Origin of the sequence: Streptomyces sp. NPDC002889 (genome assembly GCF_042888425.1) — a bacterium.
Classification (GTDB): Bacteria; Actinomycetota; Actinomycetes; order Streptomycetales; family Streptomycetaceae; genus Streptomyces.
The window spans coordinates 378,436-401,852 of record NZ_JBIAPT010000003.1; the positions used below are offsets into that span (position 1 = coordinate 378,436).

Genomic DNA, 23,417 nt, shown 5'->3' on the forward strand with positions numbered 1-23,417 from the left:
ACGGGGCAGCTTCCTCAGGAAGCCGCGCCCGGCCTGTCCACCAGCTCGATCTGATCCACCGCGTTGCACCAGCGACAGCGGACCGACTCGATGGTCTCACTGACCACCTCGCGCTCCTCGACGTTCGGCTCCCCGGCGAGGTCCAGATGGACGTACTCGACGACCTTCATCGAGCGGGTGACGTCGAAGCGTGTCAGATTGCCGCACAGCGTGCAGCGCCACCGGGTCTCGGGGGTCGGCGAGGGAACCGTCGTCATCGTGCCGTCCTCTTTCGTGGTGCGGATGCGGGTGCCGCGGTGCGCCGTCGAACTGCGGATGTACTGCCCGTAACCCTACGGCCTTGCGGGTACCCGGTGGCGCGGCGAGGCACTCTGTACCGGTCGGTCCCGCTACGCCATGCTCTGCCCATGATCGAATGGTGGGGAGCGGCCCGGAACGCGGCCAAGGGGCCCGCTGTGACCTACGGCGTGATCGTCGTCTGCTGCGCGGTCTTCGTCGTCAGCCCGGTCTCGGGTCTCAATCCGGTGTACGGCACGGGTGACCATCTGATCGAGGCGCAGCGCGCGTACTTCGAGCGGTGGGGAGTGATCCCGTCCGAACTGCTGGGCGGCTCACCGCACGCCCTGCTCACCCCGCTCACCGCACTGTTCATCCACGGCAGCTGGCTGCATCTGCTGGGGAACATGCTCTTCCTGTACGTCTTCGGCGCGATGGCCGAGGAAGGGATGGGCCAGTTGCAGTTCGCCCTGTTCTACGCGGGCACCGGTTACCTCGCGCTGCTCGCCTACGCAGCCGCCAACGCCGACTCGGCGCAGACCCTGGTGGGGGCGTCCGGGGCGATCTCCGGGGTACTCGGGGCGTTCCTGTACCTCTTCCCGAGAGCCCGCGTGACCAGCCTGTTCCCCTTCCTGCTCTTCCTGCCCCTGCGCTTTCCCGCCTGGATCGTGCTGATCTTCTGGTTCGTGCTGCAGTGGATGGCCGCACGGACGGCCGGCAACGGGCCGGGCGTCGCCTATCTCGCACATCTGGTGGGGTTCTCGGCCGGCTTCCTCTACGCCTGGGGGCGCTTTCGGGGTGGGACTAGAGTGAAGACCCAAGCAGCGGCCACCGAGGGAGAAAGCCAACCGTGATCACCGCGATCGTGCTCATCAAGACCAGCGTGGACCGCATCCCCGAGATCGCCGAGTCGATCGCGGCGCTGGACAGCGTCAGCGAGGTCTTCTCCGTGACCGGCACCTACGACCTGATCGCCATGGTCCGGGTCGCCAAGCACGACGACCTGGCGGACGTCATCCCCGGCCGCATCAGCAAGATCCCGGGCGTCGAGGGAACGGACACGCATGTCGCGTTCCGTACGTACTCCCAGCACGACCTGGAGGCGGCGTTCGCGATCGGCCTCGACGCGTAGCGCCTCCGGCGGGGTGTGTGGGGGACCGGGCCGGCCCGCAGAGGTCCTCGAGCTGCGGCAGGCCCTGCCCCCGGCCGGGATACGCACCGTTTCCCCCTCCCGCCCCCAGGGTCCGGAGGCACGGCGCTCGGCAGGGCCTGCGCGCCCAGCCGGGCTCCGGGGCGAGCGGTGGATCAACTCCCGGCCCCAGGCGTGCTCGTACCGCACATGCGCCAGGGCAACGAGCCTCCGCGTCCAGCAGGTATCCGTGACCGCCCCGCAGAGGTGGGCCCGGCCACTTCTGCCGGTTGCGCTGCTGCCCCGGCCCGTCGAGCCATGTCCCGGGACGCTCCCGGACCCGTGCGCATCCCGGGCCCGGCAGCCGAAGGCTCGTCCGCGGAGTTCCGCACGGGCGAGCAGGGGACCCCGGTACACGGCACGGGACTCCCCAGCCGCGCGGGGCTCGCTCGCGACACCACCGAGCACCTCACGGCGTGAAGCTGCCGGCACGGGGCGCAGCACGGGAATGCGAGCACCGCGACCGCCGGACCCATCGCGGCGCGAAGCTGCGCACGGGGGCAGGGCCGCCGCATACGACAAGCCCGTGCCGAAGGCGCGGGCTTGTCGGGGTCCGGGGCGAAGCCCAGGGCGTCACACGGCCGGGACGCAGCGGCCGTCCTCCGTGCGGTAGTTCCACTTCGCGCCCTCGCGCACCAGCTCCCCCACCGCCCGTACGAAGCGCTCCACGTGCTCGTCGGGCGTGCCCGCGCCGAAACTGACGCGGATCGCGTTCAACGACGTCGTGCCCGGCGCCGCCTCGGGGGCACCGCACTCGCCCGGCTCCTGCGTCTCGCCGCCCAGCAGGGTGCGCACCAGCGGGTGGGCGCAGAACAGGCCGTCCCGTACCCCGATGCCGTACTCCGCGGACAGCGCCGCGGCGAAGTGCGAGCTGTTCCAGCCCTCCACCACGAAGGAGATGACGCCGACCCTCGGGGCCTTGTCGCCGAACAGCGACAGCACCCTGACCTCGGGCACATCCGCCAGGCCCTCGCGTACCTTCGCGATCAGGTGCTGCTCACGGGCGACCAGCGCCTCGAACCCGGCCTCGGTCAGCGCCTTGCACGCGGAGGCGATGGAGTAGACACCGATGACATTCGGCGAACCGGCCTCGTGGCGCGCTGCGGTGGTGTGCCACTCGACGTCCACGCCGCCGTCCGTACGCCGTGCCACGGTGCGGGACGCGCCGCCGCCCGCGAGGTACGGCTCCGCCTCCCGAAGCCAGTCCGCGCGGCCCGCGAGCACGCCTGAGCCGAAGGGCGCGTACAGCTTGTGCCCGGAGAAGGCGACCCAGTCGACGTCCAACTCCCGTACGGAGACGGGGTGGTGGGGCGCCAGCTGGGCGGCGTCCAGCACGATCCGGGCGCCGTGCGCGTGGGCCGCGGCGGCCAGCTCCTTCACCGGCCACAGTTCACCGGTCACATTGGACGCCCCGGTCACACAGACCAGGGCGGGACCGTACGCGTCCTGAGCGGATGAGGTGGCGAGCGCACGCTCCAGCGTGGCGACGGCCTCGTCCGGCGTACGCGGTGCGTCCAGGTACGTCACCTGGGCCTCGCGCCACGGCAGCAGCGAGGCGTGGTGCTCGGTCTCGAAGACGAAGACACGGCAGTCGGCGGGAAGCGCGCCGGCGAGCAGGTTCAGCGAGTCGGTGGTGGAGCGGGTGAACACGACCTGGTCGTCGTCGCGGCAGTCGAGGAACTCGTGGACCGTCACCCGGCTGTTCTCGAACAGGTCGGTGGACAGCTGCGAGAGGTAGCCGGCGCCGCGGTGCACACTGCCGTAGTAGGGGGCGTAGGCGGCCACGTCGTCCCACACACGCTGCAGCGCCGGTGCGCTCGCCGCGTAGTCGAGGGCGGCGTAGGTGACTTCGCCGCCGGTGACCAGGGGCACGGTGACGTCCCGGCCGAGGACCGGCAGCGGGGCCGCGCAGCAGGGATCGGCGGCCGTGTCGGCGGCGGGGGTGGCGGAGGAGACGACGGCGACGGCGGTGTTCAGGCATGCGGACATGACGGTATCTCCCGGCAGGAAAGGCGAATTGGCTTCAAGAACCCGAGTACGGGGACTGCCTCGACGCACGGTGGTCACCGCGCGGAGGGTGTACTGAAGAAGGGGCTCGACGCCCTATCGCATTCGCTTGCTCACGAGACTGCTCCCTTGAGGACCAGGACCCCAGGGGCTGCAAGGGGTCCGCGCTTGCCACAGACCTCGCTGCCTGCGGCCTGGTCTTCACCCGGGGCACCCCGCCACGGACGGAGGGTTGCCGGACAGCGGGCCGGGGCCTCGTCGCTGTCACTCATGACCTGCCGGAAAAGTTATGCCACGCGATCGCCGTCCCGCAACCCGTGTCCGGGATCCGGGACGGGCAGGGGACGGCGAACACCGCTGCGGGCAGCGGCGCTACGCGTTGCTCACCGCGACCCAGCGGTCCAGCGCCGCCTTCGCCGCACCCGAATCGATGGACTGCGCCGCCTTGGCCATCCCGGCCCCGATCTGCTCCGCCAGCGTGCCCTCACCCGGCTCCAGGGCCACGAGCGCCGCCGCCGCGTTCAGCAGCACCGCGTCCCGTACGGGTCCGGTCTCGCCGCCCAGCAGACGGCGCGCGACGTCCGCGTTGAACGACGCGTCCGCGCCGCGCAGCGCCTCCACCGGCACCAGAGCGACGCCCACGTCCCTCGGGTCGAACCGTTCCTCACGCACGGCCCCGTCCCGTACCACCCACACCCGGGAGGTGGCGGTCGTGGTCAGCTCGTCCAGTCCGTCGTCACCGCGGAAGACCAGCGCGGACGAGCCCCGCTCGGCCAGCACGCCGGCCAGGATCGGCGCCATCCGGGCATCCGCGACACCGGTCGCCTGTGCCCTGACCTTCGCGGGGTTGGTGAGCGGACCGAGGAAGTTGAACGTGGTGCGGATGCCCAGCTCCTTGCGGGCGGCGGCCACATGCCGCAGCGCCGGGTGGAACTTCACCGCGAAGCAGAAGGTGATGCCCGCTTCCTCGGCGACCTGGGCGACCCTCTGCGGGGTGAGCTCGAGATTGACGCCGAGCTTCTCCAGCACGTCGGACGCGCCGCTCTGGGAGGACGCGGCGCGGTTGCCGTGCTTGACGACCTTCGCACCCGTACCGGCGACGACGATCGCGGACATGGTGGAGATGTTGACCGTCTTGGCGCCGTCGCCGCCGGTGCCGACGATGTCGACGCTGGGACCGGGCACCTCGATCAGCTTGGCATGCGCGTACATGGTCCGTACGAGTCCGGTGATCTCCTCGACCGTCTCGCCCTTGGCCCGCAGCGCGACCACGAAACCGGCGATCTGGGCGTTGGTGGCCTCGCCGCTGAGGATGCGGTCCATGGCCCAGGCCGTGGCCTCCGCGCTCTGGTCGCGGTTCTCGAGGAGTGCGTTCAGCACGCCGGGCCAGGAGAGGTCCGCCACGCTGTCGCCGCCTACCGGGGTCACAACGTTCATGGTCCGCTCCAGGGTCCACAGCCAATGGGATACGGGTCCCACCCTATCCAGCCTCCAGGACGGCAAAGAGCCCCGTCCAGCGAATGGACGGGGCTCCTGCCGTGGCGACCGTGGGGTCAGCGGGGATCAGTGGTGGCCGTGGCCACTGGTGATCTCCCGGTACTCCTCGGGGGTGGGCTTGGGGATCTGGTTCTCGTCCCCGTAGTAGCCGAGGCTGAGCTTGGCGCGCAGCTTCTGCAGACGGCTCACCTTGCGCTCGACACCGTTCTCGTCGACCGTCGGGCCGATCTTGGCGGGCCGGGGCTGCTCGTGCGCCGTCAGCGTGTAGAGCGCGGACTGCGGCAGCGGCTCGTGGACCTCGACGAACTCACCGTGCGGCAGGCGCTTGATGATGCCGGTCTCGCGTCCGTGCAGCACCTTCTCCCTGTCGCGACGCTGCAGACCCAGACAGATCCGCTTGGTGATGAGGAAGGCGAGGACCGGTCCGACGAAATAGGTGATGCGGACGAACCAGGTGATCGCGTTGATCGACAGGTTGAAGTGGGTCGCGACGATGTCGTTTCCACCACCGATGAGCATGATCACGTAGCCGGTGACCCAGGCGACGCCCAGCGCGGTCCGGGTCGGCGCGTTGCGCGGCCGGTCCAGGATGTGGTGCTCGCGCTTGTCACCGGTGATCCACGACTCGATGAACGGGTAGACCGCGATCGCGGCGAGGACCACACCGAAGAGCACCAGCGGGATGAACACACCCAGGACGAGGGTGTGGCCCCACAGGTTGATCTCCCAGCCCGGCATCACACGGATCAGACCCTCGGCGAAGCCCATGTACCAGTCCGGCTGGGCGCCCGTGGACACCTGGTCCGGACGGTACGGGCCGAGCGCCCACACCGGGTTGATCGTGAACGTCGCCGCGATGAACGCGATGACACCGAAGACCAGGAAGAAGAAGCCTCCGGCCTTGGCCATGTAGACCGGCAGCAGCGGCATGCCGACGACGTTGTTGTTGTTCCGGCCGGGACCCGCGAACTGCGTGTGCTTGTGGTAGAAGACCAGGATCAGGTGCGCCACCACGAGACCGAGCATGATGCCCGGCAGCAGCAGGATGTGGATCGAGTAGAACCGGGCGACCATGTCGTGGCCGGGGAACTCGCCGCCGAACAGGAACATCGAGATGTACGTGCCGACGATCGGCGTGGACAGGATCGCGCCCTGGGTGAAGCGGACACCGGTGCCGGAGAGCAGGTCGTCGGGGAGCGAGTAACCGGTGAATCCGGTGAACATGCCGAGGACGAACAGCAGGAAGCCGAACAGCCAGTTGATCTCACGCGGCTTGCGGAACGCGCCGGTGAAGAAAACGCGCATCATGTGCACGAACATGGCGGCGAGGAAGATCAGCGCGGCCCAGTGGTGGATCTGCCGGATGAGCAGACCACCGCGGACGTCGAAGCTGATGTGCAGGGTCGAGGCGTACGCCTCGGTCATGCGGATGCCCTGCATCGGCACGTACGAGCCGTGGTACTCGATCTCGTTCATGCTCGGGTGGAAGAACAGCGTCAGATACACACCCGTGAGGATGATGATGACGAAGCTGTAGAGGGCGATCTCGCCCAGCATGAAGGACCAGTGGTCCGGGAAGATCTTCCGCAGGTTGGCCTTGGCCAACGAGTAGATCCCGAGCCGGCCGTCCGCCCAGTCGGCGACCCGCTCGCCGGCGGGTGCCTTCTTCTTCGTGTCTGTTGCAGTGCTCATCCGCGCTCCCAGAAGGCAGGACCGACGGGCTCTTCGAAGTCACCGCGTGCCTCGAGGTTGCCTTCGGCGTTGACACCGATACGCAGCTGCGGAAGCGGGTGACCGGCCGGACCGAAGATGACGCGGGCGCCGTCGGAGAGGTCGAAGGTGGACTGGTGGCACGGGCAGAGGACGTGGTGCGTCTGCTGCTCGTACAGGCTGATCGGGCAGCCGACGTGGGTGCAGATCTTGGAGTAGGCCACGATGCCTTCGTGCGACCACTCGAGCTGGCGCTTGTCCTTGATGTCGTCCGGCTGGATGCGGACGATCATCAGGGCGGCCTTGGCGATCTCGGTGTTGAACTCGTGGTCGCTCTCCTCCAGGCCCTCGGGCATGGCGAAGGTGAGCGAACCGACCGCGATGTCCTCGGGACGCAGCGGCTCGTTCGTGTTCATGTTGATGAGCTCTTTGCCCTTGGCCCACAGGGTGTGGCGGAGCTTGCTCTCCGGCAGCGGGCCGAGCTCGCGCAGGAGCACCACACCGGAGAGCGGCACCATGGCCAGCGCGCCGAACATGGTGGTGCGGATCAGCTTGCGCCGACCGATCGCGGACTCCTCGGCACCTGCCCCGAAGTCGGCCAGAACCTTGGCCTTGACCTCGGGCTCGGCCTCGATCGGGTGCCGCTCGTCGGCGACCTCCACGTCGGACATCAGGGTGCGCGCCCAGTGGACCGCGCCCGCGCCGATGCAGAAGAGCGCGACGCCGAGGGTCGTACCCAGCGCGAAGTTCAGCGCGCTGATGTGGCCGAGCGGCCAGATGTACACGATCTTGTCGACCGGCAGGACCACGAAGGAGGCGATGAAGCCGATCGTGGCGAGCATCGACAGCGTGAACATGAAGGCGACGGCACGCTCGGAACGCTTGGCCGCACGCTCGTCGATGTCCTGGACGCGCGGCTTGTGCGGCGGCAGCCCGGGATCGGCGAACGGGTCCTCGTGGCGCTGTGCGACGGCGGTACCGGCGCCGTGCGCGTCGTCCTGCTCTACAGGCAGGTTCTCTTCTGGATTCTCTTGGCTACTCATGACTTCTTGGCCTTAGCGGTGTGGGCCGCGACCCAGACGGCAACAGCGATCAGCGAACCGAGACCGAAGATCCAGCCGAACAGGCCCTCGCTCACGGGGCCGAGTCCGCCCAGCGCGAAGCCGCCGGGGGTCGGCGTGTCGTCGCCGTTCACGGTCTGGATGTACTTGATGATGTCCCGCTTCTGCTGCTCGGGCATCGTGGTGTCGGGGAAGGACGGCATGTTCTGCGGGCCGGTCTGCATGGCCTCGTAGAGGTGCTTCGGGCTGACGCCGTCAAGGTGCGGCGCGTACTTGCCGTCCGTCAGCGCGCCGCCCTCGCCGGTGAAGTTGTGGCACTGCGCGCAGTTGGTACGGAACAGGTCGCCACCCTTGGCGATGTCCGCACCCTCCGGGCTGTACTGCTTCTCCGTCGGCGTGATCGGTCCGGCGCCGAGGGAGGCGATGTACGCCGCGAGCTGGTCGATCTCGCTCTGCGAGTAGATGACCTTCTTCTTCGGCACCTGGACGCCGGGCTGCTGGGCGGGCATACGGCCGGTGCCGACCTGGAAGTCGACGGCCGCGGAGCCGACGCCCACCAGGGACGGGCCGTCGGTGGTTCCCTGACCGCCGGTTCCGTGGCAGCTGGCGCAGCCGACGGTGTAGAGCTTCTGGCCCTCCTCGATGGCGAGGGACTGGGCGGTTTCATCGGCCTGCGCCCTGTCCGCGGGTGCGAACGCGGCGTACAGCCCCCCAGTGGCCGCCAGCGCGAAGAGTAGGACGACGACCGCCGCCAGCGGATGGCGTCGTCGTGCGGAGAGCTTTTTCACGGATTACCCCGGTGTCAGGATCTTCTGCGTCGATGCTTCTGGACTGTGTCTGCTTCAGGCGGCGCGTGCCGCCCGCGCCGATTACTTGATCATGTAGATCGTGGCGAAGAGGCCGATCCAGACGACATCGACGAAGTGCCAGTAGTAGGACACGACGATGGCGGCGGTTGCCTGCTCATGGGTGAACCTTCTGGCCGCGTACGTACGGCCGAGGACCAGCAGGAAGGCGATGAGACCGCCCGTCACATGCAGTCCGTGGAAGCCGGTGGTCAGATAGAACACAGAGCCGTACGGGTCGGACGAGAGGGAAAGACCCGCGTCCTTGACCAGCTCGGTGTACTCGAAGACCTGGCCTCCGATGAAGATCGCACCCATCACGAAAGTGATCACGAACCAGGTGCGGAGCTTCTTCACATCGCCCCGCTCCGCGGCGAAGACGCCGAGCTGGCAGGTGAGGGAGGAGAGCACCAGGATCGTGGTGTTGGTCGCCGAGAACGGGAAGTTCAGGTGATCCGCCTGCGCCTTCCAGAAGTCGGCACCCGTCACCGATCGCAGGGTGAAGTACATCGCGAAGAGGGCCGCGAAGAACATCAGCTCGGAACTCAGCCAGATGATGGTTCCGACGCTGGTGAGGTTCGGCCGATTGACCGACGGGTGCGCGTGCCCGGTTTCTACTGTCGTTGCTGTCGCCACGACCGACATTATGTCGGTCGCTTATCCCGCCCTCACTCCGGGGGGTGCCGTTCGGTGTGTCCGTCCCTTCGACAGGGCGGTCGTCCAGACCCGAACGGCCCATCGAAGGCCTGTCCGAACAGGTGTTGACAGGCAGTCGGAGCGAGTAGCATCCGCGCCAGAGCACCTGCAACGGCACCTGATCGAACGAGGCGGAGGAACCATGCAGTCGAGCGCCACGGTCCTGGTCTACAGCGACGACGCCAACACGCGCGAGCAGGTCCGGCTGGCGGCGGGGCGCAGGCCGGCCGCGGATGTACCGCCGGTGCGGTTCCTCGAGTGCGCGACGCTGCCCGCGGTCCTCAAGGCCCTGGAAGAGGGCGGCGTGGATCTGTGCGTGCTGGACGGCGAGACGGTCCCTGCGGGCGGCATGGGCGTGTGCCGGCAGATCAAGGACGAGGTCTTCGACTGCCCGCCCGTACTGCTGCTGATGGGACGCCCGCAGGACGCCTGGCTGGCCACCTGGAGCCGTGCCGAGGCGGCGGTGACCCTTCCGGTGGAGCCGGTGGAGTTCGCGGCCACCCTGGCCGCGCTGCTGCGCACCCGGCTCGCCGTGGACTGCTAGACCTGGGGCCGCAGCCGTGCCGTTTCGATGACGGTGCTGTCGGCCTCGGTGTCGGCGACCAGGGCACTGCCCGCGCGCCATTTGTCCCAGGACAGGTTCCAGTCGCCGAAGCCGTTTCCGAAGGTGTCCATCATGTTCCCGAAGCTGTTGACGACCTTGACGATGTCACCCTCGCGGAAGGTCTTGAAGAACCAGGCGGCGTTGCCGGTGGACATCCCGGTGCAGCCGTGGCTGACGTTCGCGACGCCCTGTGAGCCGACGGACCACGGTGCCGCGTGGACGTACTCACCGCTCCAGGTGACGCGGGTGGCGTAGTAGACCGGCAGGTCGTACGACTCGGAGCTGCCTTCGGCTATCCCGATGCTGGTGCCGCGCATCCGTACGTAGTACTCCTTGCCGAGCACGACCTTGATGCCGTTGCGGGTGGAGAACCCGGGTTTCCCGGTGGTCACCGGAATGGTGTTGATCACTTCTCCGTTGCGCAGGACCGTCATGGAGTGCGCCCCGGCGTCGGTTATCGCCTCGAGGCGGTCGCCTATGGAGAGTTTCAGTGCCTTCGAACGGCCGCCGTAGAGCTTGTGCGCGACCTTGACGCCCTGGAGGTTGCTGGTGGCCCGGACACTCGCCCCGGTGGGCCAGTACTCCTTCGGGCGGTAGTGCAGGGTCTTGTCGTCCACCCAGTGCCACGCGCCTTCCACGGCGGGCCTGGAGCTGACCTTGAGGGACTGTTCGACCACCCGTCTGGCCTCCCCGCCCTTGACGGCGGTGCTGAGCGTGACCGTGATGGGCTGGCCGACGCCGTACGTGCCTGCCTTGGGGCCGAATTCGGCCGTGAGGAACTTCTTGGCGGGCGCCGTCTCGAACGTGACGGTGCGGGTACCCGGGGCGCCGTCCTCGTCCTCGGTGGCCACCTTGACGGTGTACTTGGCGCCGGCCGACAGCGGGGCCGTGGAGCGCCAGCGGACGCCGTCGGCGGAGAGTTCACCCGCGAGGTGATGGCCCGAGTCGTCGGTGACCGTGACATCGGTTATCCGGGCGCCGTCACTCTTGGCGGTGACTTCCAGGGGCTTGTCCGGATCCGCCTTCGAGCCGGCCCTGGGGGCGTTGAACGCCACCTGCTGAGCGGCGTCGTACGGCGTCCCGGCGAGCGGATGACCGTCCGGCTCGCCGCATGCGGTCGCGACCAGCCCGAGGCCCAGGATCACCACGGTGCAGCTGAGGACGGTGCGGAAGTGTGGCGTGTGGTTCATGAGCACACGCTATGAAGAGCTGTCACCTGCGGCGCGCTGGATGACTGCAAACGAGGGACCCGGATTCCCCCCGCCTGGGGGAATCCGGGTCCGGCCCGTCGTGAGCAATGGTGTTACTGGTTCTGGTTCTCACCGCGGTAGTACTCGAACACCCAGCCGAAGAGACCGACCAGGATCAGCGGCACCGAGAAGTACAGCAGCCACCAGCCGATCGCGACACCGAGGAACGCGAGCGCGCCGCCGATGCCCAGCCCGAGCGGCTGCCAGCTGTGCGGGGAGAAGAAGCCCACCTCGCCGGCCTCGTCCGCCACATCGGCGTCCGTGTCGTCCTGGGCCATCTTGTCCACACGCCGGGCCGTGAAGGCCAGGTAGTAGCCGATCATGATGCTCAGGCCGAAGGCCAGGAACAGCGCGGTGGTACCGGCCGGCTCCTTCGACCACACGCCGTACAGAACGGCGACGGCCAGAATGAAGACGCTCAGCCAGAGGAACATCTTGCCCTGGATCTTCACTTGCTCTCCTCCTTGCCACCGGCCAGCACGTCGCCGTCGTGGCCGCCGTGCTCGAGCTGGTCGAGAGCCGCGATCTCCGGGTGGTGCAGATCGAATGCCGGGGATTCACTGCGGATCCGCGGCAGGGTGAGGAAGTTGTGCCGCGGCGGCGGGCAGGACGTCGCCCATTCGAGCGAACGGCCGTAGCCCCACGGGTCGTCGACCTCTATCTTCTTGCCGTACTTGGCGGTCTTCCAGACGTTGTACACGAACGGAAGGATCGACAGACCGAGCAGGAACGAGGCGATCGTCGAGATCGTGTTCAGTGCCGTGAAGCCGTCGGCGGCGAGGTAGTCCGCGTAACGACGCGGCATGCCCTCGGCACCCAGCCAGTGCTGCACCAGGAACGTGCCGTGGAAGCCGATGAACAGCGTCCAGAAGGTGATCTTGCCCAGCCGCTCGTCCAGCATCTTGCCCGTGAACTTCGGCCACCAGAAGTGGAATCCGGCGAACATCGCGAAGACCACGGTGCCGAAGACGACGTAGTGGAAGTGCGCGACGACGAAGTACGAGTCGGAGACGTGGAAGTCCATCGGCGGCGAGGCCAGGATCACGCCGGTGAGACCACCGAAGGTGAACGTGACCAGGAAGCCGATCGTCCAGAGCATCGGTGTCTCGAAGGACAACGAGCCCTTCCACATCGTGCCGATCCAGTTGAAGAACTTCACACCGGTCGGTACCGCGATGAGGAACGTCATGAAGGAGAAGAACGGCAGCAGTACGCCACCGGTGACGTACATGTGGTGCGCCCACACCGTCACGGACAGACCCGCGATCGCGATCGTCGCGCCGACCAGACCGATGTAACCGAACATCGGCTTGCGGCTGAAGACCGGAATGATCTCGGAGACGATTCCGAAGAACGGCAGGGCGATGATGTACACCTCTGGATGGCCGAAGAACCAGAAGAGGTGTTGCCACAGCAGCGCGCCGCCGTTGGACGCGTCGAAGATGTGCGCACCGAACTTACGGTCGGCCTCCAGCGCGAAGAGCGCTGCGGCCAGCACCGGGAAGGCCAGCAGGACCAGCACACCGGTCAGCAGCACGTTCCAGACGAAGATGGGCATCCGGAACATCGTCATGCCGGGAGCGCGCATGCAGATGATCGTGGTGATGAAGTTGACCGAGCCGAGGATGGTGCCGAAGCCGGAGAAGGCCAGACCCATGATCCACATGTCGGCGCCGACACCCGGCGAACGGACCGCGTCCGACAGCGGGGAGTAGGCGAACCAGCCGAAGTCGGCCGCACCCTGCGGGGTGAGGAAGCCGGCCACCGCGATGAGCGAGCCGAAGAGGTACAGCCAGTACGCGAACATGTTCAGCCGCGGGAACGCCACGTCGGGCGCGCCGATCTGCAGCGGCATGATCCAGTTCGCGAATCCGGCGAACAGCGGCGTCGCGAACATCAGCAGCATGATCGTGCCGTGCATCGTGAACGCCTGGTTGAACTGCTCGTTCGACATGATCTGCGTGCCGGGACGGGCGAGCTCGGCGCGCATGAAGAGCGCCATCACTCCGCCGATGCAGAAGAAGAAGAACGACGTGATCAGGTAGAGCGTGCCGATGGTCTTGTGGTCGGTGGTGGTCAGCCACTTCACCACCACATTGCCGGGCTGCTTGTGCCGTACCGGCAGCTCGTTCTCATACGAGTCGTCAGCCGCGGCGGCACCCTGAGGTTCGTTGAGGATGCTCACAGTTGGTTCTTCTCCGCATTCCTGGCCGGGTCCGTCTGCTCAATGCCCGACGGGATGAAGCCGGTCTGCCCCTTCTCGGCGAGCTCCTTCAGGTGCTGCTGGTAGCGCTCGGGGGAGACCACCTTGACGTTGAAGAGCATCCGGGAGTGGTCGACGCCGCAGAGCTCGGCGCACTTGCCGAGGAAGGTGCCCTCCTGGGTCGGCGTCACCTCGAAGACGTTGGTGTGACCGGGGATGACGTCCTGCTTGAACAGGAAGGGGACGACCCAGAAGGAGTGGATGACGTCACGGGAGGTCAGGATGAACCGGACCTTCTCGCCCTTGGGCAGCCACAGGGTCGGGCCGGGGTTACCGGTCTGGGGGTTCCGGGTGCCGGGGATGCCGGCGTCGTAGACGCCTTCCGCCCCCGCGGGGAAGTCGTTGGTGTACTTGTCCGGAACCGCGTTCAGGTTCTTGTCCGCCGCCGCGTCGCCCGTGGCGGGGTTGCCGTCCACGTCCTCGAGGTAGTTGAAGCCCCAGCTCCACTGGTAGCCGACCACGTTGACGGTGTGGGCGGGCTTGTCCGAGAGGGCGAGGAGCTTCGACTCGTCACGCGCGGTGAAGTAGAAGAGCACCGAGACGATGATGATCGGAACCACCGTGTACAGCGCCTCGATGGGCATGTTGTACCTGGTCTGCGGAGGTACCTCCACCTTGGTGCGGCTGCGCCGGTGGAAGACGATGCTCCACAGGATCAGGCCCCACACCAGCACACCCGTGGCGAGCGCAGCCGCCCACGAGCCCTGCCAGAGTGAGAGGATCCGCGGCGCCTCCTCCGTTACCGGGGTGGGCATTCCAAGGCGGGGAAAGTCCTTGTATGTGCAACCGGTGGCGGTCGCCAGGATCAGGCCCGCAGTCAGCACCTGCGGCAGCTTCCGCCGCATCGGGCGCCGCGACGAGCGGTCGGAGCCGTTGGGACTCACGTAGCGCCTTCCCGAGAGTCTCGGCCCGCGCGGCCGGCTGCGGCCGTCTCGCTGGTCGGTCGCCGGCCCTGACGCGGGCAGGGGTTTGGATGTTTATGCGGACCAAACCCTACTGGACGCTATTTGGGGTCGCGCGGGGAGGGTGCCCAACGCGCCGTCCGACACCCCGAAGGGATGGCTGCGCCCCTCGAAGACGTCCCAAGGACCCTGGAATGACCGCTTCCGGCGGTCATATGACGGCCCCTCCGCACGAAGAGTTAGCGTGGGGTGTGCCCTACTTCGACACCGCCTCATCAGCTCCGTTGCACCCCGTCGCCCGGCAGGCCCTGCAGGCGTCCCTCGACGAGGGGTGGGCGGATCCGGCGCGGCTCTACCGCGAGGGGCGGCGCGCCCGGCTGCTGTTGGACGCGGCGCGGGAGGCAGCCGCCGAGGCCGTGGGATGCCGCCCGGACGAGCTCGTCTTCACTCCTTCGGGGACGGCGGCGATCCACTCCGCGATCTCCGGAGCGCTCGCGGGCCGTCGGCGTGTCGGCCGTCATCTGGTGGTCTCCTCGGTCGAACACTCCTCGGTCCTGCACTCCGCGGCCACCCACGAGGCGGCCGGCGGCACGGTGAGCGAGGTCCCGGTGGACCGGCTCGGCGCGGTGTCCCCCGATGCGTACGCCGCCGGGCTCCGCCCCGACACCGCTCTGGCCGTACTGCAGTCCGCGAACCACGAGGTGGGCACCGAGCAGCCGGTCGCGCGGGTGGCCGATGCCTGCCGGGCCGCCGGGGTGCCGCTGCTGGTGGACGCGGCCCAGTCGCTGGCCTGGGGGCCGGTGGACGGTGACTGGTCGCTGCTGGCGGCGAGCGCGCACAAGTGGGGCGGGCCCGCGGGCGTCGGGCTGCTCGCCGTGCGCAAGGGTGTCCGCTTCTCCCCCCAAGGCCCCGCCGACGAGCGGGAGTCCGGGCGCGCGGCCGGGTTCGAGAACATCCCGGCGATCGTGGCTGCGGCGGCCGCGCTGCGAGCCGTGCGGGCCGAGGCAGCCGACGAGGCGGGACGGCTGCGGGCCCTGGTGGACCGGATCCGGGCCCGGGTGCCCGAGCTGATCACGGATGTGGAGGTGGTGGGCGATCCGATGCGCCGACTCCCCCACCTCGTGACGTTCTCCTGTCTCTATGTCGACGGGGAGACAGTGCTGCACGAGCTGGACCGGGCGGGATTCTCCGTGTCGTCCGGCTCCTCCTGCACCAGCAGCACACTGACGCCGAGCCATGTGCTGCGGGCGATGGGTGTGCTGTCGGAAGGGAACGTCCGCGTGTCGCTGCCGCCGGGCACGACGCCGCAGGACGTGGACGGCTTTCTCGAGGTCCTGCCGAAAGTGGTGGCCGGGGTCCGTGAACGGCTGGGTGCGCCGACGGCCGCGGCCGAACCGTCCGGGACCGGGTCCCTCGTCGTGGACGCGCTCGGCAAGCGGTGCCCGATCCCGGTGATCGAGCTGGCGAAGGTCATCGGGGACGTACCTGTCGGCGGCACGGTGACGGTGCTCGCCGACGACGAGGCGGCGCGGCTGGACATCCCGGCGTGGTGCGGGATGCGGGGGCAGGAGTACGTCGGGGAGCAGGCGGCGGAGCGGGGCGCTGCGTACGTGGTGCGGCGCGTTTCGTAGTGCCGGCGGGCGCGGCGCGGGCCCGGACCCGTACGGCGGCGGTACCTCCCACGCCCGCAGGGTGTGGGAGCAGTGTCCTCGAACGCCGGACGGGCTGGATTTGCCCGACCGGGCAAATCCAGCCTCTCGGGGGTCCCCCGGACGAAGTCGGGGGGAGATCGAGCCCCCGGTCAGGCCAGGTACTCGCGGACGTCCGCCGCCGCCTCGTGCCCGTACGCCTTGGTGAAGCGGTCCATGAAGTGGGCGCGGCGCAGGGTGTACTCCTGGGTGCCCAGCGTCTCGATGACCAGCGTCGCCAGCATGCAGCCGACCTGGGCCGCGCGCTCCAGGCCCACACCCCAGGACAGCCCGGACAGGAAGCCCGCGCGGAACGCGTCGCCGACGCCGGTCGGGTCGACCTTGGCCTCCTCCTCCGGGCAGCCGACCTCGATGGGGTCGATCCCGGCACCTTCGATGCGCACACCCCGCGACCCGAGCGTGGTGACGCGGTGGCCGACCTTGCCGAGGATCTCCTCGTCGCTCCAGCCGGTCTTGGACTCGATGAGCCCCTTCTCGTACTCGTTGGAGAAGAGATAGGTGGCGCCGTCGAGGAGGGTGCGGATGTCGTCGCCGCTCATCCGGGCGATCTGCTGGGAGAAGTCCGCGGCGAACGGGATCGCGCGGGCCCTGCACTCCTCGGTGTGGCGCAGCATCGCCTCGGGGTCGTCCGCGCCGATCAGTACGAGGTCCAGCCCGCCGACCCGGTCGGCCACCGCCTTGAGCTCGATCTGCCGGGCCTCACTCATCGCGCCGGTGTAGAAGGAGCCGATCTGGTTGTGGTCGGCGTCCGTGGTGCACACGAAGCGCGCGGTGTGCAGCACCTCGGAGATACGGACGGATGCTGTGTCCACGCCGTGCCGGTCGAGCCAGGCGCGGTAGTCGTCGAAGTCGCTGCCGGCCGCGCCGACCAGGATCGGCCCCGTACCCAGCTGGCCCATGCCGAAGCAGATGTTCGCGCCGACACCGCCCCTGCGCACATCGAGGTTGTCGACGAGGAAGGAGAGGGAGACCGTGTGCAGCTGGTCCGCGACCAACTGGTCGGCGAAGCGGCCGGGGAAGGTCATGAGGTGATCGGTGGCGATGGAGCCGGTGACTGCGATACGCACGGTGAGGCGCTCCTGGGGAGGGTTGGCAGTGACAGTTCACGCTACCGGGTCACCGGCTCTGACCGAACAACGGAAACTACCCGATAGTAGGTCTTTTTCATGGAGCTCCAGGTGCATACGGTGCGACCATGACGAAGCACAGCGCCCTGCGCGAGCCGCGAGAGTCCGAGATGAGCCTGGCCCAGCTGCGCGGAGACTGCGCGCGCATGGCACCGCACTGGGTGGTTCCGGCTGCCGCGAAGCCCGCTCCCGTGCCTCCCTCCCTCATCCACGGTGTCGTGGTGCCGGCCGCATCGGCGCGACTGGTCGGCACAATGTCCGTGTACGGCGACTGAGCCGGCGGCGTTCACCACGCGGCGAACCTGCACGACCCACCCTCGCGACGCACCGGTGGACCCGCCGGCGCACGCGAGGGAACCGCGCGCTCCCCCGCTCCGTCCCATCCGTGCCCTCCGCAGCAGAGGGCATGAGACAAGGAGCGATGCGGTGAGCAGCACGGAGAACACCACGCACGACAGCCCGCGCCGTCGGCGTTCCCCGCTCGCCGTCGCCTCGGTGGCGGCCGCGGTGCTGGTCGCCGGCGGGGGCGGGGCGTACTTCGCGACCGCCGGCCTCGGCAGCTCGGGCACCACCGGCGCCAAGAGCGGCGCCCCCGGCGGCGACAACGACCCGCCGCCTCTCGCACTGGACGGGTACACGGAGAGCAGCGGGAGCCGCGGGGACGGCTCGATCGCCCCCGGCGAGCCCGACCCCTCCGGCGGCGGGATCGTCTACAAGGCGACGGGCGAGCTGCCCGACGGCCCCGACCGGGCCGCCGTCCACCGGTCGAGCGGCACGGTCACCGAGGCCGAGGTGACCCGGCTGGCGAAGGCGCTCGGACTGCCGGGTACGCCGCGGTCGGCAGGCCCGGTCTGGAAGATCGGGGCGGACAAGGACGGCTCGGCCCCGCTGCTGCAGGTCGACAAGGAAGCCCCGGGGACCTGGACGTTCGCCAGGTTCGGCGCGTCGCCGGGCGGCGACAACTGCCTCAAGGGCAAGTCCTGCCCCTCCGGCGGTGACACCCCGAGCGGCGGCTCCCCGGACGCGGCCGGCCCGGCGGTGAGCGAGGAGGCCGCAAAGAAGGCCGCGGCCCCGGTGCTCGACGCGGTGGGCCACAGCGACGCCGAGCTGGATGCGAAGCAGCTGATGGGCGCGGTACGGGTGGTGAACGCCGACCCGGTGGTCGGCGGGCTGCCGACGTACGGCTGGACGACCGGGATCCAGGTCGGCGCGGACGGTCAGGTGGTCGGCGGAAGCGGCCGGCTGAAGATGCCCGAGAAGGGCGACAGCTATCCCGTCATCTCCGCCGAGAAGGCGGTGAAGCAGCTGAACGCAGCCGGCGCCGGCCAGGACCGGGCCCGGATCGGCGGATGCGCGACGCCGGTCCCGGCGGAGGGTGAGCGGCAGCAGGACGGGGAGCTGAAGCCGTCCGCGCCCTGCGAGCCCGAGGGCTCCGGGGCCGGGCCCGAGCAGGTGACGATCAAGAAGGCCGTCTTCGGGCTCGCCGCCCACTTTGTGGAGGGACGGCAGGCGCTGGTGCCGTCATGGCTGTTCGAGGTGGCGCCGAAGGGCGTGGACCAGCCGTTCACCATCACGTATCCGGCGGTGGACCCGAAGTTCCTCACGGCGCCCGAACCGCCGGAGAAGGACATCACACCGACGAAGCCCCCGAAGGATCCGGTGGCGCCCGAGGAGGGGCTGAGCCCCACGTCGTACGACGTGAGCGCCGACGGGCGGACCCTGACGCTGACCTTCTGGGGCGGCGTGTGCAGCGACTACGCGGCGAAGGCGGCCGAGACCGAGGGCCAGGTGCGGGTCAGCGTGGTGGAGACGAACCCGGACCCGAAGCGTGTCTGCATCGCCATGGCCAAGGAGCTGAAGGAGTCGGTGAAGCTGAAGCAGCCGCTGGGCGACCGGAAGGTCGTCATGGCACAGACGGGTGAGTCGGTGCCGCCGCTCAAGCGGTAGTCCCTGGACATACGACATACGCCGAAGGCGGCGGTCCCGGAAGGGACCGCCGCCTTTCGACAGCGTGGGTCGGCGAAGGCTCAGCTGAAGGAGTCGCCGCAGGCGCAGGAGCCCGTGGCGTTCGGGTTGTCGATGGTGAAGCCCTGCTTCTCGATGGTGTCGACGAAGTCGATCGACGCACCACCCAGGTACGGAGCGCTCATCCGGTCGGTGACGACCTTGACGCCACCGAAGTCCTTGACCACGTCGCCGTCGAGCGAACGCTCGTCGAAGAACAGCTGGTAGCGAAGGCCGGAGCAGCCGCCCGGCTGAACTGCCACGCGCAGCGCCAGGTCCTCACGGCCTTCCTGGTCCAGCAGGGCCTTGACCTTGGCCGCGGCGGCATCGGACAGGAGGATGCCGTCGTTCACGGTGGTGGTCTCGTCCGATACGGACATCTGCTTCTCTCCCGGGTAGTACGGAGACTGCTTGCCGACGGTTGCAACCGGCGTGGCCGCGGATTCATTCCGGGCCGTGGCGTGTCTTTCCCATTCATGCTCGCACACTGCGTCGAGCTGGGGCACCGACGTGGCGACAGGGGGTGCGTCACATAGACGTTATGGCCATCGTCAAAGTGACGTGAAGCAGTTATGATAGATAGCGTCAAATAGACGAAAAGGTCTGTCTGCAGAGAAGAAAGGGTGCGTGTCGTGACCACCGCCCCAACCCGCACTGAGCTCGACGTCCAGCCGACGCCGCTCGCTCTGCTGCTGCTCGGCCGCGAAGCCGACCCCAGGAGCGAGCGAGGCGTGGAGTGCCCCGGTGACCTGCCCTCACCGTCCGACCCGGACCTGGTGGCCCGCGCCCGCGCGGCCAAGGAGAAGCTCGGCGACAAGGTCTTCGTCCTCGGCCACCACTACCAGCGGGACGAGGTCATCCAGTTCGCGGATGTCACCGGTGACTCCTTCAAGCTGGCCAAGGACGCCGCGGCACGCCCCGAGGCCGAGTACATCGTCTTCTGCGGTGTGCACTTCATGGCCGAGTCCGCGGACATCCTCACCTCCGACGACCAGAAGGTCGTGCTCCCCGACCTCGCGGCCGGCTGCTCGATGGCCGACATGGCCACGGCCGAGCAGGTCGCCGAGTGCTGGGACGTGCTGACGGAGGCGGGCATCGCCGAGCAGGTCGTGCCGGTGTCGTACATGAACTCCTCCGCGGACATCAAGGCCTTCACCGGCAAGCACGGCGGCACGATCTGTACGTCGTCGAACGCCAAGCGCGCCCTGGACTGGGCCTTCGAGCAGGGCGAGAAAATCCTCTTCCTCCCCGACCAGCACCTGGGCCGGAACACGGCGGTGCGTGACATGGGGATGTCGCTGGACGACTGCGTCCTCTACAACCCGCACAAGCCCAACGGCGGGCTGACGGTCGAGGAGCTGCGCGCCGCGAAGATGATCCTGTGGCGCGGACACTGCTCGGTGCACGGCCGCTTCTCGCTGGACTCGGTGAACGACGTACGCGAGCGCATCCCGGGCGTGAACGTACTGGTCCACCCCGAGTGCAAGCATGAGGTCGTGGCGGCCGCGGACCACGTGGGCTCGACCGAGTACATCATCAAGACGCTGGAGGCGGCTCCGTCCGGCTCCAAGTGGGCGATCGGCACCGAGCTGAACCTGGTCCGGCGCGTGGCCAACGCGCACCCGGACAAGGAGATCGTCTTCCTCGACAAGACGGTCTGCTTCTGCTCGACGATGAACCGCATCGACCTGCCGCACCTGGTGTGGACGCTGGAGTCGCTGGCCGAGGGCAACCTGGTCAACCGGATCCAGGTCGACAAGGAGACGGAGAGCTTCGCCAAGCTGGCGCTGGAGCGGATGCTGGCGCTGCCGTAAGCCCATGCATGTGCGCAAGCCGAAGGGGGCCTCCCGGCCGGGACGCCCCCTTCGGCTTGCCCGGCCCGGCCTCATCGGTGGCCCGGCTCCGAGGCCTTCTCGGTGGGCGGCTCAGTCCACCTTCGGACGTACCAGGCCCGACTCGTAAGCAATGACCACCAGTTGGGCCCGGTCGCGGGCGCCGAGCTTGGCCATGGCCCGGTTCACATGGGTCTTGACGGTGAGGGGGCTGACCTCGAGCCGCGCGGCGATCTCGTCGTTGGTGTGCCCGCCGGCAACCAGCACCAGCACCTCGCGCTCCCGCCCGGTGAGGGCGTCCAGCCGCTCGGAGTACGCCTGCGGTTCCCGTGTGCCGTCCGAACCGCCGCCCTGGGCGAGGAACGTGGCGATCAGGCCCTTGGTCGCCGCGGGCGACAGCAGCGCGTCCCCCGCGGCGGCGATGCGGATGGCGCTCAGCAGCTCCTCCGGCTCCGCGCCCTTGCCGAGGAATCCGGAGGCCCCGGCGCGCAGCGACTGCACGACGTACTCGTCCACCTCGAAGGTGGTGAGCATGACGATGCGTACCCCGGACAGCGCCGGGTCCGCGCTGATCAGGCGGGTGGCGGCGAGTCCGTCCGTACCGGGCATCCGGATGTCCATCAGCACGACATCCGCCTTGGCCGTGCGGGCGAGGGCGACCGCCTCGGCCCCGTCGGCCGCCTCGCCGACGACCTCCATGTCCGGCTCGGAGTCCACCAGGATCTTGAACGCGCTGCGCAGCAGTGCCTGGTCGTCGGCGAGCAGCACCCTGATCGTCATCCGTCCTCCCCCGTGCGGGTCTTGAGCGGCAGTATCGCCTGGATGCGGAAACCGCCGCCGTAGCGGGGGCCCGCGGACAGACGGCCACCGAGTGCGGTGACGCGCTCGCGCATACCGAGCAGGCCGTGACCGCCGCCGTCCGTACTGCTCTGCTCGGCCTCGGCGCCGTTGTCGAGCACCGTGACCTCCAGCGTCGAACCCACCCGCACCACGCTCACCTCGGCCTTCGCCTCCGCGCCGGCGTGCTTCTGCACATTGGTCAGGGCCTCCTGGACGATCCGGTACGCGGCGAGGTCGACCGCCGCGGGCGGGGTCACGCCGTCGTCGGCCCGAGCGACCTCGACCGGGAGGCCGGCCTGCCGGAACGTGGTCACCAGCTCGTCGAGCACCGCGAGGCCGGGGGCGGGTGCGGTGGGCGCCTCGGGATCGCCGGACTGGCGCAGCAGCCCCACGGTGGCACGCAGCTCGTCCAGCGCGGAGCGGCTGGCCTCGCGCACATGGGCGAGTGCCTCCTTGGCCTGGTCGGGCCGCTTGTCCATGACATGGGCGGCGACGCCGGCCTGCACATTGACCAGGGCGATGTGGTGGGCCACGACATCGTGGAGATCACGGGCGATCCGCAGCCGCTCCTCGGCGACCCGGCGCCTGGCCTCCTCCTCACGGGTGCGTTCGGCGCGCTCGGCCCGCTCCCGGATGGCGTCGATGAAGGCGCGCCGACTGCGGACGGCGTCACCGGCGGCCGCCGCCATACCGGTCCAGGCGAAGAGGCCCAGGTTCTCCTGGGTGTACCAGGGGCCGGACCCGAAGAACATGGCGGCGCCGGTCAGCACGCCCATGGTCAGCAGGCCGACCCGCCAGGTGGTGGGCCGGTCGGTGCGGGAGGCGACGGTGTACAGCGCGATCACGGCGCTCATCGCCACGGGCGCTGCGGGGTCGCCGGCCACCAGCTCGACGACCGACACCCCTGCGGTGACCACGAGCACGGCCATCGGATGCCGCCGCCGGAAGACGAGCGCCCCGGCGGCGACCAGTATCAGCAGAGCACTGCGCACCTCGGGGGTGCGAGTGCCGAAGGTGGGACCGTGCGGCCCGTTCGGATCGGCGAAGGACCCGGTGACCATGCAGATCAGCACGGCCGACGCCAGCGCAGCGTCGAACGCCAGCGGATGCGCGCGCAGCCGGCCCTTGGCCCGGTCGACGCGGTCGGCGAATGAGGTCACGTCAGGCAACGTTACGGCGTACGAGGACGGTGGCGGCACGCGTCGCGGTCGTGCGGTGCTCGCGGTGCACGACCGCGACGCGCGGACGGCAGACGCTGCGTGCCCTGCCCCCGGCATTCCGGGGGCAGGGCACGCAGCGTCGTTGGAGTGGGACCGATCAGCCCGGGATGAGACCGTCGTCGCCGAGCAGCCCCCGGACCTCCTCGAGGGTCGCGTCCGCAGCGGGAAGAATCAGCTCGGACGGTTCGAGGGAGGAGTCGGGCAGTGGCTCGCCGAGCTCGCGGACCTTGTCGAGCAGCGCGTGAAGCGTCCGGCGGAAGCCGGGGCCGTCGCCGCTCTCCATCTCGGAGAGCAGTAGGTCGTCGAGCTTGTTCAGTTCGGTGAAGTGGCTGTCGTCCAGCTTCACCTGGCCCTCCCCCATGATCCGTACGATCATGACGAGTCC

General features: G+C 69.0%; 23 protein-coding genes and 1 riboswitch. Of the genes, 7 read left to right on the forward strand and 16 right to left on the reverse strand.

The features are described 5' to 3' along the window. Positions 1–14 precede the first annotated feature (14 nt). Positions 15–257 (reverse strand): hypothetical protein, encoded by a 243-nt coding sequence (locus tag ACFYWI_RS06705; RefSeq protein WP_389226147.1) that lies wholly within the window; start codon positions 255–257, stop codon positions 15–17. 150 nt (positions 258–407) lie between these two features. On the opposite strand from ACFYWI_RS06705, the gene ACFYWI_RS06710 reads away from it, so the two are divergent. Both ACFYWI_RS06710 and ACFYWI_RS06715 read left to right on the forward strand, forming a co-directional pair. Beyond that, positions 408–1,130 carry a rhomboid family intramembrane serine protease gene (locus ACFYWI_RS06710; RefSeq protein WP_389226150.1) on the forward strand — a complete coding sequence of 241 codons (723 nt, stop codon included), beginning with the start codon at positions 408–410 and terminating at the stop codon, positions 1,128–1,130. Beyond that, positions 1,127–1,408, forward strand: a complete 282-nt coding sequence (locus tag ACFYWI_RS06715) for an Lrp/AsnC family transcriptional regulator (RefSeq protein ID WP_005318592.1) — start codon at positions 1,127–1,129, stop codon at positions 1,406–1,408. The genes ACFYWI_RS06710 and ACFYWI_RS06715 overlap by 4 nt, the downstream gene beginning before the upstream one ends. 630 nt (positions 1,409–2,038) lie before the next feature. On the opposite strand, the gene ACFYWI_RS06720 is transcribed toward ACFYWI_RS06715, so the two are convergent. The 6 genes from ACFYWI_RS06720 to ACFYWI_RS06745 form a co-directional block, all read right to left on the reverse strand. Then, positions 2,039–3,454 carry an aminotransferase class V-fold PLP-dependent enzyme gene (locus tag ACFYWI_RS06720; protein WP_389226153.1) on the reverse strand — a complete coding sequence of 472 codons (1,416 nt, stop codon included), beginning with the start codon at positions 3,452–3,454 and terminating at the stop codon, positions 2,039–2,041. 177 nt (positions 3,455–3,631) lie between these two features. Beyond that, positions 3,632–3,748: riboswitch (SAM riboswitch) on the reverse strand. Between the two features lie 96 nt (positions 3,749–3,844). Next, a complete protein-coding gene (gene trpD / locus ACFYWI_RS06725) occupies positions 3,845–4,909 on the reverse strand; it encodes an anthranilate phosphoribosyltransferase (protein WP_389226156.1) in 1,065 nt (354 codons plus the stop codon). A gap of 126 nt (positions 4,910–5,035) precedes the next feature. Beyond that, a complete protein-coding gene (locus ACFYWI_RS06730) occupies positions 5,036–6,661 on the reverse strand; it encodes a cytochrome bc complex cytochrome b subunit (protein WP_389226159.1) in 1,626 nt (541 codons plus the stop codon). Then, a complete protein-coding gene (locus tag ACFYWI_RS06735) occupies positions 6,658–7,722 on the reverse strand; it encodes a Rieske 2Fe-2S domain-containing protein (protein ID WP_389226162.1) in 1,065 nt (354 codons plus the stop codon). The genes ACFYWI_RS06730 and ACFYWI_RS06735 overlap by 4 nt, the downstream gene beginning before the upstream one ends. After that, on the reverse strand, positions 7,719–8,528 hold the full coding sequence (locus ACFYWI_RS06740) for a c-type cytochrome (protein ID WP_389226165.1): 810 nt from the start codon (positions 8,526–8,528) through the stop codon (positions 7,719–7,721). Before ACFYWI_RS06740 ends, ACFYWI_RS06735 begins: the two co-directional genes overlap by 4 nt. Before the next feature lie 81 nt (positions 8,529–8,609). Further along, on the reverse strand, positions 8,610–9,230 hold the full coding sequence (locus tag ACFYWI_RS06745) for a heme-copper oxidase subunit III (protein WP_389226168.1): 621 nt from the start codon (positions 9,228–9,230) through the stop codon (positions 8,610–8,612). A gap of 193 nt (positions 9,231–9,423) precedes the next feature. Here ACFYWI_RS06745 and ACFYWI_RS06750 point away from each other — a divergent pair, with 193 nt between their 5' ends. Continuing rightward, positions 9,424–9,825, forward strand: coding sequence for a hypothetical protein (locus ACFYWI_RS06750; RefSeq protein ID WP_389226171.1), 402 nt, complete (start codon positions 9,424–9,426; stop codon positions 9,823–9,825). Here ACFYWI_RS06750 and ACFYWI_RS06755 read toward each other — a convergent pair. The 4 genes from ACFYWI_RS06755 to coxB form a co-directional block, all read right to left on the reverse strand. Then, complete coding sequence (locus ACFYWI_RS06755) at positions 9,822–11,075, reverse strand: Ig-like domain-containing protein (protein ID WP_389226174.1); 1,254 nt, start codon at positions 11,073–11,075, stop codon at positions 9,822–9,824. The two genes, ACFYWI_RS06750 and ACFYWI_RS06755, sit on opposite strands and share 4 nt — an antisense overlap. A 113-nt stretch (positions 11,076–11,188) precedes the next feature. Beyond that, the gene (locus ACFYWI_RS06760) at positions 11,189–11,587 is read right to left on the reverse strand and encodes a cytochrome c oxidase subunit 4 (protein WP_389226177.1); all 399 of its coding nucleotides are present in this window, start codon (positions 11,585–11,587) and stop codon (positions 11,189–11,191) included. Then, positions 11,584–13,320, reverse strand: a complete 1,737-nt coding sequence (gene ctaD / locus ACFYWI_RS06765; protein ID WP_389226180.1) for a cytochrome c oxidase subunit I — start codon at positions 13,318–13,320, stop codon at positions 11,584–11,586. Before ctaD ends, ACFYWI_RS06760 begins: the two co-directional genes overlap by 4 nt. Next, positions 13,317–14,282 carry a cytochrome c oxidase subunit II gene (gene coxB, locus ACFYWI_RS06770; RefSeq protein ID WP_389226183.1) on the reverse strand — a complete coding sequence of 322 codons (966 nt, stop codon included), beginning with the start codon at positions 14,280–14,282 and terminating at the stop codon, positions 13,317–13,319. Before coxB ends, ctaD begins: the two co-directional genes overlap by 4 nt. A 269-nt stretch (positions 14,283–14,551) precedes the next feature. Here coxB and ACFYWI_RS06775 point away from each other — a divergent pair, with 269 nt between their 5' ends. Further along, the gene (locus tag ACFYWI_RS06775) at positions 14,552–15,931 is read left to right on the forward strand and encodes a cysteine desulfurase/sulfurtransferase TusA family protein (RefSeq protein ID WP_389226338.1); all 1,380 of its coding nucleotides are present in this window, start codon (positions 14,552–14,554) and stop codon (positions 15,929–15,931) included. Positions 15,932–16,101: 170 nt separating this feature from the next. Here the strand turns inward: ACFYWI_RS06775 and ACFYWI_RS06780 are convergent, their stop codons facing one another. Beyond that, on the reverse strand, positions 16,102–17,076 hold the full coding sequence (locus tag ACFYWI_RS06780) for a carbohydrate kinase family protein (protein ID WP_389226186.1): 975 nt from the start codon (positions 17,074–17,076) through the stop codon (positions 16,102–16,104). 128 nt (positions 17,077–17,204) lie between these two features. Here ACFYWI_RS06780 and ACFYWI_RS06785 point away from each other — a divergent pair, with 128 nt between their 5' ends. Both ACFYWI_RS06785 and ACFYWI_RS06790 read left to right on the forward strand, forming a co-directional pair. Next, on the forward strand, positions 17,205–17,411 hold the full coding sequence (locus ACFYWI_RS06785) for a hypothetical protein (protein ID WP_389226189.1): 207 nt from the start codon (positions 17,205–17,207) through the stop codon (positions 17,409–17,411). 151 nt (positions 17,412–17,562) lie between these two features. Further along, complete coding sequence (locus ACFYWI_RS06790) at positions 17,563–19,083, forward strand: hypothetical protein (protein WP_389226192.1); 1,521 nt, start codon at positions 17,563–17,565, stop codon at positions 19,081–19,083. An 80-nt stretch (positions 19,084–19,163) separates the two neighbouring features. Here the strand turns inward: ACFYWI_RS06790 and ACFYWI_RS06795 are convergent, their stop codons facing one another. After that, the gene (locus tag ACFYWI_RS06795; RefSeq protein ID WP_360867362.1) at positions 19,164–19,520 is read right to left on the reverse strand and encodes an iron-sulfur cluster assembly accessory protein; all 357 of its coding nucleotides are present in this window, start codon (positions 19,518–19,520) and stop codon (positions 19,164–19,166) included. Between the two features lie 243 nt (positions 19,521–19,763). Here ACFYWI_RS06795 and nadA point away from each other — a divergent pair, with 243 nt between their 5' ends. Next, positions 19,764–20,954, forward strand: coding sequence for a quinolinate synthase NadA (gene nadA / locus ACFYWI_RS06800; RefSeq protein WP_389226197.1), 1,191 nt, complete (start codon positions 19,764–19,766; stop codon positions 20,952–20,954). A gap of 111 nt (positions 20,955–21,065) precedes the next feature. Here nadA and ACFYWI_RS06805 read toward each other — a convergent pair whose 3' ends face one another. The 3 genes from ACFYWI_RS06805 to ACFYWI_RS06815 form a co-directional block, all read right to left on the reverse strand. Beyond that, positions 21,066–21,752 carry a response regulator gene (locus ACFYWI_RS06805; RefSeq protein WP_389226200.1) on the reverse strand — a complete coding sequence of 229 codons (687 nt, stop codon included), beginning with the start codon at positions 21,750–21,752 and terminating at the stop codon, positions 21,066–21,068. After that, positions 21,749–22,972, reverse strand: a complete 1,224-nt coding sequence (locus tag ACFYWI_RS06810) for a sensor histidine kinase (RefSeq protein WP_389226203.1) — start codon at positions 22,970–22,972, stop codon at positions 21,749–21,751. Before ACFYWI_RS06810 ends, ACFYWI_RS06805 begins: the two co-directional genes overlap by 4 nt. A gap of 157 nt (positions 22,973–23,129) precedes the next feature. Further along, positions 23,130–23,408 carry a hypothetical protein gene (locus ACFYWI_RS06815; RefSeq protein ID WP_389226206.1) on the reverse strand — a complete coding sequence of 93 codons (279 nt, stop codon included), beginning with the start codon at positions 23,406–23,408 and terminating at the stop codon, positions 23,130–23,132. Between the last annotated feature and the right edge of the window lie 9 nt (positions 23,409–23,417).

What these genes read in the sequence shown, in the direction of transcription:
- ACFYWI_RS06705 (WP_389226147.1), bottom strand. Translation starts at nt 257, where the DNA reads ATGACGACGGTTCCCTCGCCGACCCCCGAGACCCGGTGGCGCTGCACG.
- ACFYWI_RS06710 (WP_389226150.1), top strand. Translation starts at nt 408, where the DNA reads ATGATCGAATGGTGGGGAGCGGCCCGGAACGCGGCCAAGGGGCCCGCT.
- ACFYWI_RS06720 (WP_389226153.1), bottom strand. Translation starts at nt 3,454, where the DNA reads ATGTCCGCATGCCTGAACACCGCCGTCGCCGTCGTCTCCTCCGCCACC.
- trpD (WP_389226156.1), bottom strand. Translation starts at nt 4,909, where the DNA reads ATGAACGTTGTGACCCCGGTAGGCGGCGACAGCGTGGCGGACCTCTCC.
- ACFYWI_RS06730 (WP_389226159.1), bottom strand. Translation starts at nt 6,661, where the DNA reads ATGAGCACTGCAACAGACACGAAGAAGAAGGCACCCGCCGGCGAGCGG.
- ACFYWI_RS06735 (WP_389226162.1), bottom strand. Translation starts at nt 7,722, where the DNA reads ATGAGTAGCCAAGAGAATCCAGAAGAGAACCTGCCTGTAGAGCAGGAC.
- ACFYWI_RS06745 (WP_389226168.1), bottom strand. Translation starts at nt 9,230, where the DNA reads ATGTCGGTCGTGGCGACAGCAACGACAGTAGAAACCGGGCACGCGCAC.
- ACFYWI_RS06750 (WP_389226171.1), top strand. Translation starts at nt 9,424, where the DNA reads ATGCAGTCGAGCGCCACGGTCCTGGTCTACAGCGACGACGCCAACACG.
- ACFYWI_RS06755 (WP_389226174.1), bottom strand. Translation starts at nt 11,075, where the DNA reads ATGAACCACACGCCACACTTCCGCACCGTCCTCAGCTGCACCGTGGTG.
- ACFYWI_RS06785 (WP_389226189.1), top strand. Translation starts at nt 17,205, where the DNA reads ATGACGAAGCACAGCGCCCTGCGCGAGCCGCGAGAGTCCGAGATGAGC.
- ACFYWI_RS06795 (WP_360867362.1), bottom strand. Translation starts at nt 19,520, where the DNA reads ATGTCCGTATCGGACGAGACCACCACCGTGAACGACGGCATCCTCCTG.
- ACFYWI_RS06805 (WP_389226200.1), bottom strand. Translation starts at nt 21,752, where the DNA reads ATGACGATCAGGGTGCTGCTCGCCGACGACCAGGCACTGCTGCGCAGC.
- ACFYWI_RS06815 (WP_389226206.1), bottom strand. Translation starts at nt 23,408, where the DNA reads ATGATCGTACGGATCATGGGGGAGGGCCAGGTGAAGCTGGACGACAGC.